This window comes from Rhodosalinus sp. K401 (assembly GCF_041365735.1).
Lineage (GTDB): Bacteria > Pseudomonadota > Alphaproteobacteria > Rhodobacterales > Rhodobacteraceae > Rhodosalinus.
On the sequence record NZ_JBGFSI010000007.1, the window covers coordinates 183,250 to 192,533 of the forward strand.

The window sequence follows — 9,284 nt, forward strand, 5'->3', positions numbered from 1 at the left end:
TTCAGAACGTGAGCGTGACGGTCTTGGGCGCGCCCCGCCCCACGAGGGCGGAGAGCTGGTAGATGCGGATGTCGAGCGTGTCGCCGGGGCCGAGCGGCGCGCCCCAATCGGCGGTCTGCTGGGAGGCGGTGTAGACCACGCTGGTCGTGGTCGTGCTCAGCGCCCGCTTCACGATGCCTCCATCGAGGATCTCGACCTCGTAGGCTTCCAGTTCCTCGGTCAGTGGCACTTCGAGCCCGCCCCAGCTTTCGGCCGCCAGCGCGCGGGACCGGCGCGTCCAGCGGATGGTCAGATCGCCGGGCGTGCGCGGCCTGCGCCACGGCTGCTCGACATGGGCGACGGAGAACGGCCGCAGTCCGACGCCCTGAGGCGTGAAGGTCTGGGCGACATAGGTCTCGTCGCTGACTTGGCGGCTGGCGGGGCCGATGCGCCAGTTCCACGGGATGCCGAGATCGGCCTCCGCGATGGGCAGCGAAGCGAGGCTGTCGTCGAGCACCACCACCCGCGCGCCAGCGGGCGTCGGATTGCCTATAGCGCCCTCGGTGCCCCGCTGGCCGCGCAACAGCCGGGTCAGGCGATACCGGCCCGGGGCAATCAGTTCCGCCGCACCCGCCTGGACGATCTCCCAGACGCCCAGCGTGCTTTCGATGGCAAGCGCGTTAGCCCCGCCGAACAGGGTCAGGTCGGTGATGCTCTCCAGCGTGCCGGTCACAAGATCGACCACCAGCACGTTGCCGAGGTCGAAGCGCGATGTCGGTCCAGCATACAGGTCAGACACCAGCACGCCGATCCGGGCCCGTGTGCCGAAGCTGGTCAGCAGTTCGAAGCCGTCCGTCGAGGGGCTGCGGAACACCGCCATCTCGCCCGGCCACGGCACGGCGTGCGCCGCGGCGAAGGGGCGATGCGCCGGCTGGTCCTCGGCGAGTTGCGGCAGGTCCAGCAGCACCGCCTCGGGCGCGCCAAACACCACCGCCTGCGAGAGCGCCGAGGGCCGCGGTGCGCCGGGCGGCAGGTCATACGCTTCCCGGTCCTGGCGAACGGCTTCGATGCCGCGCGCGTCGGCATCGGCGATGGAGACGAGCCGCAGCGGGACGGCGCGGCCATCGTGTGCGAACGACACGGCATCGGCGGGGTCGAGCGCGAGGCGCGACGGCGGCAGGCGGAAGACCGCACTCTCGCGGCCGGTCCAGGCTTCCATCAGCGCGCGGCGGCAGCGGCGTTCGGCCTCCTCCGGCGGGACCGCCATCGGGAAGCTCTCCGAGGCGATCCGGGTCGTGTCGACGGTGATGCGCCGCGCTTCCACCTGCGCGGCTTCGTAATCCTCGTCCGCGCGGGCCACCTGCCATTTCAGGGCCTGCGGCAGCTCGGTCTCCTGGCCGCGGGTGAGTTCGAGGACATCGCCCTCGCGGGCGGCGACAAGATCGTCGGGGCTGACGCTCGCCACCGCTGCCCGGCCGCGCATGACGAAGCGGATCATGCCCTCACTCTCAACGGCGTCGAAACCGAAGTGGCGCGCGAGCGTGGTGATCGAGGCGCGCGGGCTTTCCAGCGCGCCGATCGCATAACCCTCGACCGCGCCCCAGAGGCCGGTGACATCGATGCGATCCTCGGCCAGCCCGGCGCGCAGGCAGAGATGCCGGACGAGCGCCGCCAGAGACACCGCGCCGAGCCTTCCGGTCAGCCAGTGACCCAGCCGCCAGTTCGCCCCGTCTGTCCAGACGTCGGTCAGCGCCGGGAAGAACGGATAGGGTCGCGCGTCCCAGGTCCAGGCGGCGCATTCGGGGACATGCACCATCCGGCCGCCGTAAACCGAGGACAGCGGGTTGTTGGCGGCCTCGCCCCACCAGAGGTACGTCGCCTCGAGATAGGCGCGCTGGATCGCGTCGTCGCGCCAGCCCCGGGAAAAGTACGGCACGAAGCTTTCGGAGGATTTCGGGTCGAAGAAGACGTTCGGCTGGTTCGTCCCGCGGTCGATGGCGGGACAGCCGAGCTCGGTAAACCAGATCGGCTTCGATTGTGGCGCCCACGCGGTCGGCGTGCCGCTCTCCACCCCGCCCGGGCGGTTGTAGTGCGGGTTCGACCACCAGGCGCGCAGATCCTTGTAGCGGAACACCCACGGCTTGGCCGCCGCGCCATCGGTGATCGGGGTGCGCACCTGCGCGGAGCGGTCCGCTGCGCTGGCGTAGAACCAGTCGAAGCCTTCGCCGCCCGCGATGTTCGCCTGCAGGTAGGCTCGGTCGTAGATCGCGGGCCAGCCTTCGGCCGCGTCGAGATGCTCGAACCCGTCGCGCCAGTCCGACAGCGGCATGTAGTTGTCGATCCCGACAAAATCGATCTCCGGATCGGCCCAGAGCGGGTCGAGGTGGAAGAACACGTCGCCCGAGCCGTCGCCCGGCTGGTGCCCGAAGTACTCCGACCAGTCGGCGGCATAGCCGATCTTGGTGCCGGACCCGAGGATCGAGCGGACATCGGCGAGCAGATCCCGATACGCCTGCACAGCCGGATAGGTGGAAGCGCCCGAGCGGATCGTCGTCAGCCCGCGCATCTCTGTCCCGATCAGGAAGGCGTCGACCCCACCCGCCACTGCGCAGAGATGGGCATAATGCAGCACCATGCGGCGCAGGCCCCAATCGCCTGCCGCGCCGGTCCAGGAGACGGTTTCGCCCGAGACGGCGAAGTCGGACGGGCTGGCGCTGCCGAAGAAAGCCGACACCTGCGCGGCCGCCGTGGCGGTCTTGTCCACGGTCCCCGCGAAACCAGCGGCAGGCGAACAGGTGATCCGCCCCCGCCAGGGAAAGACCAACTGGCCCGTCTCGGCGGCGTTGTCGGAATACGGGTTCGGCAGCGTGTTGCCGGGCGGCACGTCCATCAGGATGAAGGGATAGAACGTCACCCGCAGACCACGGGCCTTCATCTCCTTGATCGCCTGCACCACCGCGAAGTCAGCCGGCGTGCCGCCATAGACCGGGCGGTCCTGGTCATCGCGGCTGACGAGATGGGCAGCAGACCGGTCCACGCCATTCACCGACCAGGTCTGCGGGCTCGTGGTCTTCGCCGAGACTTCGACGCCCGAGCGGATCGTGCACTCGCCCACGCGGAGGTCGTCCCCGAACCAGGCCACCACGAGGCTGACGCTCTCCACCTTCGGCGCCATGGCCTGCAGGCGATCCAACGCTACCACCATGTCGGCAGTGTCGGAGAGCGCGTTCAGATTCTCGGGGATCTGCGCGCCGCCGCTGCCCTTCCGGATGCCGGTCGTCGCGTAGGTGAACTCGCCCGAGGCCGGGATCATCGTGACAGCGCGGGTCAGACCCTCGGCCGTGTCGGGATCGGCGAGCGGGCGGAAGACCTCGAACGAAAGCTGCGGCAGGCGGTTGCCGTAATTGCCGAGCGGCAACTCCTCGAAGACCACATAGGCCGTGCCGCGATAGGCCGGGGTATTGGCCGCACCCATCTTCGACACGATGAACGGGTCCGAGGTCTGGCTCTCATCGCCCAGATACCAGCGCCAGGTGATCCCGGCGGTGTCGAGCAGCTTGCCGTCCGCCCAGATGCGGCCGATGCCGGTGATCGGGCCCTCGCAGAGCGCGACGGCGAAGCTCGCGTAGTAGAGATACTCGGTGGTCTTGACCTTGCCACCGCCCCCGCCGCCCTTGCCGCCGCCCTGCGTGGTGGTCTTGGTCTCCTCGCGGAAGTCGGTCGCCCAGATCACGTTGCCGCCCATCCGCATGCGCCCGTAGACGCGCGGGATGACGGCACCTTCGGTCGAGGACGTGATCCGCAAGGAATCGAGCCGCGGCCCCTCTATCCGCTGGGTCGGCGCGAGCGAGGACACGATCCAACTGTCGACGACGGACCCGATGGTCGAGCCGACGAAGCCGCCGATGGTCGTCGCGGAAATACCCAGCAGCGTGCCACCGACGCTGGAGCCCAGCGCCGCGCCCGCCGCGCCGAGGACAAGCGTTGCCACGGGTCAGACCTCGTCAGGAAACAGGAAGGCGAAGGCGATGCGCCGGCGCCAGGATTGCGTGAGCGGTTCCTCGATCACGCCGAGCCGCTCGTAGGCATGAAGGAAAGTGTCGGGCCCGGTCAGGATCCCCACATGCTTCGCGATGGCGCGGGGCTTCATGCGGAAGAGGACCAGCGCGCCGGGAGCTGCCTCGCCGGTTGGCACCGGGATCATCATGGCGCTTGCGCCCTCGGCCAGCACCTGGCACGGGCCGGTCTCGCCCCAGTCCCGGCTGTAGGGAGGGATCGGGAACGGCTCTGGCCCGACCACCTCGCGCCAGACGCCCCGGGCGAGCCCGAGGCAGTCGCAGCCGACACCGCGCAGGCTGGCCTGGTCGTGGTAGGGCGTTCCGAGCCACGCGCGCGCCGCCGCGATCACCCGTTCCGTATCGGCGGCTCTCACAGAACGCCCCCGTCGTGACCGCCGTCCTTCGTCGCGTAGCGCAGGATCGTGTCTTGGCCGGGGATATGCGGGAAGCCGCGGAAGTTGGCGGTGTTGGCGAACTTCGCACCGCAGGTCTCGATCCGCTTGTCGCAGCCCGCGCGGATGGTGAAGGCGTCGCTCTCGGCAATGGCGCGCACCGGCGCTTCGAGCAGGGTCAGGATGGCGATGCCGTCCGTCAGGTCATGGCCCAGCACCTCGGTGCGCCGCCCCGCATTCGCGCCGCTCGTCCATTCGACCGTGCCAAACGTGAACCAGCCGGCTTCGAAGCCGCCGAGCCCGGAAGCGGTGAACGCCCGATCCCGCAGGAGATCGATTGCGGCGCCCGCGCCCTTGTAGGCCGGGTCCTCGAGATCAACGCCGCAGCGCGCATCGCCGAGCGCGGCATCGCAGGTCACCTGAAATGTCCGCCCGACCGTCTGGCCGAGGACATGCGCGAGCGACCGGACCTCGGCGACGAAGGCCAGACGTCCACGCCGGATCTGTCCAATGGCGCCCCGCCGCATCAGCACGCGCTGCCCGGTGTTGGCCCAGTTCACCCGCCAGACCTCGACCTCGGCGTTGTCCCAGCGGCCGTCGAGGATGTCGGTCTCGGTGATCCGGTCGGAGGTCAGCACCCCTTCGGCGTCTTGCGCATCGACCGACAGGTCCGAGCCCGAGCGCACCTCGGACGCGGTCAGACCGCTCTCCGGCTCGAAGTCGGTCCCGTCGAAGCTGAGCGTCCGGTCGTGGTCGGTGAAGCCGAAGGTGACGCCATCGGCACGCGTGATCCGCCAGCACCAGGCGAGCGTCGTCGTGCGCTCGTCGAGATGGGCCTGCAGCGCAGGGTCGAGCGACTTCATCGGCAGGTTCCCGTCATGCGGTCGTCGAGATCGGCGATCCAGTCCGCCCAGCCCGGCGGCACAGCGTCGACGGTCTCGGCGGGCGGCCGGGCGAGCCGCGCCTCGGCATAGGAGGCGCAGCCCGCGTCACCATTTCCCATTGTTGCGGCGCAGCCGGTCAGCGGGATCGCCAGCGCGGCGGCCGTCGCGAACCGCCGCGCGACCCCGCTCCACCTTCTCGATCGTCTCTTCCATGGCATCGCGTTCCGCCTCCCGTTTGCCCACGCGTTCCCCTTCCGCGCGCCCCCACACCCGTCCGAGGACGACGGCGCCGACCACGCCGAGAGCCGCGACCAGCCAGATCAGGAGGTCAGCCATCGTCCCGCTCCCCGCGTGCGGCGGCGACACAGAGGGCGACCACGAAGACGCCGAGGAAGCCGCCCACGATGAGACCTGCGAGGAACTCAAGCATCGCCGCGGAACCCGCGCTCGATCCGGTCGCGCAGGCCGATGAGGCCAAGACCGAGGAACATGAGGCCAGCGGGCGAGGCATCGCCAGAGCCGGCCAGCAGTGCGACGAGCCGGGAGAGTTCCGCGAGCGGCCCGGTGGAAGGCAATGCGAGCGACGCGATGCCAGTAAGCATGGCGAGAAGTCCCGCCCACCAGGTGAGCGAGTTGGGGCGAACGTAGCGCATAGGTCAGGCCCTCCGGATCAGGGTGGAGAAGAAGGCGGCCAGCCGGGCAAGCCAGCCGGTCGGCGCAGTGGGTGATGGGGCGAGGACCGGAGGCGTTGGCGACAGCCCGCGCGCCAAGGCCAGAGCCTCATCCTCGGTCAGGCGACGGATCGGTCGCGAGAAGTCCACGCGGCCCGTGCGATCCACGAACCAGACCGGGATCGTGCCGCCGGGATAGCGGCCATGGCGAAACAGGTCGCGCTCCGCCTCCCGCCGGGGGATGATCTCCGCCGGCCGTCGCCAGTTCAGGAAGGCCCGCGCCGCGGCCTTGCGGTCGCCGGCGTTCAGGTGGCGGGTGAGCGCAGCGCGGGCGATGCCACCGGTGTTGTAGTGGAACGAGACCAGCGCATCGAACTCGTGCGGCGCAAGCGGGACGGTCACCGCGGCCCGGACCTCGGCCTCGTAGGTCGCGAGATCCGCACGAAAGACCTCGAACGCCTCTCGGATCCCGGCGTCGAGATTGGCGGGCATGCCGCGGGCCATTTGCGCTGGGTCGGGCGGCCCGGCCGCGGCCGTATGGCCGATGCCGAAGGTCCAGGTGCCGGTGGAATCGCGGTAGGGCGCGGGCACGACTCCTTCGTGCCCGGCCAGGGCCAGAAGGCCCCGCTCGGTCATCTGCATGGAATTACTCCAGAAACGAGAAGATCAGGATCAGCGCAGCAACGGCGAGGCCGACGCGCAGCCGGTGCGCGAACCGCGCGCGGGGATCCATGCACTCGGTGCGCAGCGCGCGGGCAAGGCGGAGAAGCTCAGTCATCCTTGCGCCCCTTGGCGGCGCGCAGCCGGGCGAGGACGACCTCGATGAAGGCCGGGCCGAAGACACCGACGAGATAGGCGGCCGACCCTGCCGCTCCCCCGGCCGGGATCGCATCGGGCCGCAGCCCCAGCCAGGCCGTGATGACGGCCATGGAGAGACTGCCCATCCCGGCCGCGATCAACCCGCCGAGCAGGATGTGCCGGAGCGCATCGCGCAGGCGCATCTTCGTGGTCAGCGCGTTCGTCGCCCCGCCGAGCGCGCCCCAGGCGGCAAGGATCACCGCCGTCGAGGCCGCGAGTTCACGCAGGACCGCGGCCACAAAGCTGCCGGGGTCGTTCATCGCCGGATCTCCAGAAGCGGGATGGAAGTGATCGAGCCGAGCCGCTCGAGATCGAGCGTCACGTCGAGCGCATCGGTGTCGAAGCGGACGGGCACGTCGAAGGCAAAGCCTGCGGTGACCGCGACGCTCGCGGCCGGCGCGGTGTCGAACGTCACGACGCCCGTGGTCTTGTCGGCGGACCAGCCGCCGAGTTGCTCCACGCCATCAAGGGCGACGCGAACCGTGCCCGCGACGGGCTTTCTTATCGTCCGGGCCCATGTCTGGCTGCCGGAGGCGTAGCGCTTCACCAGCTGGAAGGCCTTCGATGCGCCGTCGCCGGTGCCAATCGCCTGATCGGTCGGCTTCGGCGTGGCTGACGGCAAGCAGGACTCGTAGTCGCCCCAGTCCTTGAACCGGAAGCCATGGAGCCGCCCGTTGCGCGCCTCGAAGAAGGCGACCACCGCTGCCAGATCGTCGGCGCGGCGAATGCCATAGGCCACGTCGTAGCGGCGGCGGGAGTTGGCCCAGCTGGCGTTCCGCTCTTCCTCGCCCGAGGCGAGCTCGACGATCTGCGTGCGCCGTTCCGGCCCGCCCCGTGCGCCCCGGCTGATATCGTCCGGAAACCGGACCTCGTGGAACGCCATCACATGCCCCTCCGGCCCATGGCCACCGCGCGCGAGATGTCGGCCGCGACCTGCGTCCGCGATTGCCGGAAGCTCTCGGCGTCGCGGGTCTGGATCGAGATGTTGACGACCGGAGCGGGGTCGCGGTCGCGGCGCGGGGCGTCATACTCGCGCGCCTCCCGGCGCGAGAGCACCCGCTCGCCGCGCTGCAGGATCGCCGGCACCTCGTCATGCCGAAGCCCGAGCGTGCCGCCGGAATGCATCCGCGGGGCGGCCGCGAAGGCCGCAGCAGGGACCATGCGCCCGGGGCCCGGTACTCCGACCAAGCCACCGGCATGCAGGACGTTGGCGAANGCGGGGCGGCCGCGAAGGCCGCAGCAGGGACCATGCGCCCGGGGCCCGGTACTCCGACCAAGCCACCGGCATGCAGGACGTTGGCGAAGAGCCCGCCGGCGCCCCCGAGCGCATTGCCGAGGGCACCCGCGATCGGCCCCAGGATGAAACGCCGCGCGGCGAGCTGCGCGAGATCGGCAATGAGCGAAGTGACGAGGTCGCGGACCTTCAGCTTGCCGGTCTTCACGAACTCGCCCACGGCATTCTCGGCCGACCGAAAGGCGCCGACGAGGCTCTGGCCGATGTCGCCGCCGATCTCGCGGGCCTTCGTGGCGTAGTCCGACAGCGCGGCGGTGACCGCCTGCCAGCCGGTGACGGCCCGCTCGGTGCTCGGCTCGGCCGCGGAGGCGGCCGCCCCAGCCGCGGCGCCGGCCTCGGTGGCGGCCCGTCCGGCCGCGCCGAGGGCGTCCTCGAACCGGTCGGCGGAGTCCGTGGCCGCCTCGAGCGCCGCCGCGCCGTCCGATCCCGCGCCCGCCACCGCGTCCTTCAGCGCCTGCCAGGCGGTCATCGGGCGCGCGGCGGCCTCCTTCAGCATGCCGGCCGCCTCGGCGTAGCCCGCAGCGCGACCGCGCGCGTCGGCGGCCATCCCGCCGAAAAGGTCCGGCGCCTCGACATAGGTGCGGCCCATGGCGGCGCGGAAGGCATCTCCCGCGGCATCGCCAACCGCCGAGGCCGCGCCGGCGAAGGGGTTCTCGACCCCGCCCAGCTCGACCGGGTCTAGGGTGCCGATGGAGAGGCCGCCCTCGCCGGTCGCCCAGTCGGGCAGATTGGAGAGCGCCGCGTTCAGCCGAGTGATGAACCGGTTGATCCGCGCCACCACGCCGTTGATCATCGACTCGACGCCGTCGATCAGGGCATTCGCGGCCTGGAAGGCGAAGTCCCCGATGGCCTCCGGCAGCGCGCCCCAGGTCGCCTTCACCGCGTCGAACGCGCCGGAGAAGGTCGCGACGGTGCTGTTGCCCCAGCCGACCACGGCCTCCGTCGCGCCCTGCAGGCCCTCGAGGATCGTCGCCTGCGCCGCCGCCCAGCCGGCCTCCACCCGGGCCCAGGCAGCGCCGGCGCGCAGCGCGATCCGGTCCCAAGCCTCCGCGGCCACGTCCTTCAGCAGACCGAGCGCTTCGCCGATGCCGCCGGTCGCCGCAACGAGGCGCGTGAACTGGTAGATCAGCTCGCCCGCGCCGACGATG

The 9,284-nt window shown here is 70.8% G+C and carries 13 protein-coding genes and 1 pseudogene; 1 reads left to right on the forward strand and 13 read right to left on the reverse strand.

The window, feature by feature from the left end; genetic code table 11:
* Position 1: 1 nt before the first annotated feature.
* The 13 genes and pseudogenes from AB6A66_RS10320 to AB6A66_RS10380 all read right to left on the reverse strand — a co-directional run.
* Positions 2-3,970, reverse strand: coding sequence for a glycoside hydrolase TIM-barrel-like domain-containing protein (locus AB6A66_RS10320; protein ID WP_371055812.1), 3,969 nt, complete (start codon positions 3,968-3,970; stop codon positions 2-4).
* 3 nt (positions 3,971-3,973) lie between these two features.
* Complete coding sequence (locus AB6A66_RS10325) at positions 3,974-4,411, reverse strand: NlpC/P60 family protein (protein WP_371055813.1); 438 nt, start codon at positions 4,409-4,411, stop codon at positions 3,974-3,976.
* Entirely contained in the window at positions 4,408-5,292 is an 885-nt protein-coding gene (locus AB6A66_RS10330) for a DUF2163 domain-containing protein (RefSeq protein ID WP_371055814.1), read from the reverse strand. Before AB6A66_RS10330 ends, AB6A66_RS10325 begins: the two co-directional genes overlap by 4 nt.
* On the reverse strand, positions 5,289-5,432 hold the full coding sequence (locus AB6A66_RS10335) for a hypothetical protein (RefSeq protein ID WP_371055815.1): 144 nt from the start codon (positions 5,430-5,432) through the stop codon (positions 5,289-5,291). The genes AB6A66_RS10330 and AB6A66_RS10335 overlap by 4 nt, the downstream gene beginning before the upstream one ends.
* On the reverse strand, positions 5,419-5,649 hold the full coding sequence (locus AB6A66_RS10340) for a hypothetical protein (RefSeq protein WP_371055816.1): 231 nt from the start codon (positions 5,647-5,649) through the stop codon (positions 5,419-5,421). The genes AB6A66_RS10335 and AB6A66_RS10340 overlap by 14 nt, the downstream gene beginning before the upstream one ends.
* Complete coding sequence (locus AB6A66_RS10345; protein WP_371055817.1) at positions 5,642-5,743, reverse strand: DUF3789 domain-containing protein; 102 nt, start codon at positions 5,741-5,743, stop codon at positions 5,642-5,644. The genes AB6A66_RS10340 and AB6A66_RS10345 overlap by 8 nt, the downstream gene beginning before the upstream one ends.
* Positions 5,736-5,966 carry a hypothetical protein gene (locus AB6A66_RS10350; protein WP_371055818.1) on the reverse strand — a complete coding sequence of 77 codons (231 nt, stop codon included), beginning with the start codon at positions 5,964-5,966 and terminating at the stop codon, positions 5,736-5,738. Before AB6A66_RS10350 ends, AB6A66_RS10345 begins: the two co-directional genes overlap by 8 nt.
* Positions 5,967-5,969: 3 nt before the next feature.
* A complete protein-coding gene (locus AB6A66_RS10355; RefSeq protein ID WP_371055819.1) occupies positions 5,970-6,626 on the reverse strand; it encodes a lysozyme in 657 nt (218 codons plus the stop codon).
* 4 nt (positions 6,627-6,630) lie between these two features.
* Positions 6,631-6,762 carry a hypothetical protein gene (locus AB6A66_RS10360; RefSeq protein WP_371055820.1) on the reverse strand — a complete coding sequence of 44 codons (132 nt, stop codon included), beginning with the start codon at positions 6,760-6,762 and terminating at the stop codon, positions 6,631-6,633.
* Positions 6,755-7,102, reverse strand: a complete 348-nt coding sequence (locus AB6A66_RS10365) for a hypothetical protein (RefSeq protein WP_371055821.1) — start codon at positions 7,100-7,102, stop codon at positions 6,755-6,757. Before AB6A66_RS10365 ends, AB6A66_RS10360 begins: the two co-directional genes overlap by 8 nt.
* Positions 7,099-7,725 (reverse strand): TIGR02217 family protein, encoded by a 627-nt coding sequence (locus AB6A66_RS10370; protein WP_371055822.1) that lies wholly within the window; start codon positions 7,723-7,725, stop codon positions 7,099-7,101. The genes AB6A66_RS10365 and AB6A66_RS10370 overlap by 4 nt, the downstream gene beginning before the upstream one ends.
* Positions 7,725-8,003 carry a hypothetical protein gene (locus AB6A66_RS10375; protein WP_371055823.1) on the reverse strand — a complete coding sequence of 93 codons (279 nt, stop codon included), beginning with the start codon at positions 8,001-8,003 and terminating at the stop codon, positions 7,725-7,727. The genes AB6A66_RS10370 and AB6A66_RS10375 overlap by 1 nt, the downstream gene beginning before the upstream one ends.
* 242 nt (positions 8,004-8,245) lie before the next feature.
* Positions 8,246-8,929: pseudogene (locus AB6A66_RS10380) on the reverse strand (phage tail tape measure C-terminal domain-containing protein); the annotation flags it as partial.
* On the opposite strand from AB6A66_RS10380, the gene AB6A66_RS10385 reads away from it, so the two are divergent.
* Positions 8,892-9,260 carry a hypothetical protein gene (locus AB6A66_RS10385; RefSeq protein ID WP_371055824.1) on the forward strand — a complete coding sequence of 123 codons (369 nt, stop codon included), beginning with the start codon at positions 8,892-8,894 and terminating at the stop codon, positions 9,258-9,260. The pseudogene AB6A66_RS10380 and the gene AB6A66_RS10385 sit on opposite strands and share 38 nt — an antisense overlap.
* The last annotated feature ends 24 nt before the right edge of the window (positions 9,261-9,284 follow it).

Coding starts and splice junctions, on each gene's coding strand:
- AB6A66_RS10330 (WP_371055814.1), bottom strand. CDS start 5,292: ATGAAGTCGCTCGACCCTGCGCTGCAGGCCCATCTCGACGAGCGCACG.
- AB6A66_RS10335 (WP_371055815.1), bottom strand. CDS start 5,432: ATGGGAAATGGTGACGCGGGCTGCGCCTCCTATGCCGAGGCGCGGCTC.
- AB6A66_RS10340 (WP_371055816.1), bottom strand. CDS start 5,649: ATGGCTGACCTCCTGATCTGGCTGGTCGCGGCTCTCGGCGTGGTCGGC.
- AB6A66_RS10345 (WP_371055817.1), bottom strand. CDS start 5,743: ATGCTTGAGTTCCTCGCAGGTCTCATCGTGGGCGGCTTCCTCGGCGTC.
- AB6A66_RS10350 (WP_371055818.1), bottom strand. CDS start 5,966: ATGCGCTACGTTCGCCCCAACTCGCTCACCTGGTGGGCGGGACTTCTC.
- AB6A66_RS10355 (WP_371055819.1), bottom strand. CDS start 6,626: ATGCAGATGACCGAGCGGGGCCTTCTGGCCCTGGCCGGGCACGAAGGA.
- AB6A66_RS10360 (WP_371055820.1), bottom strand. CDS start 6,762: ATGACTGAGCTTCTCCGCCTTGCCCGCGCGCTGCGCACCGAGTGCATG.
- AB6A66_RS10365 (WP_371055821.1), bottom strand. CDS start 7,102: ATGAACGACCCCGGCAGCTTTGTGGCCGCGGTCCTGCGTGAACTCGCG.
- AB6A66_RS10370 (WP_371055822.1), bottom strand. CDS start 7,725: ATGGCGTTCCACGAGGTCCGGTTTCCGGACGATATCAGCCGGGGCGCA.
- AB6A66_RS10375 (WP_371055823.1), bottom strand. CDS start 8,003: ATGGTCCCTGCTGCGGCCTTCGCGGCCGCCCCGCGGATGCATTCCGGC.
- AB6A66_RS10385 (WP_371055824.1), top strand. CDS start 8,892: ATGAACCGGTTGATCCGCGCCACCACGCCGTTGATCATCGACTCGACG.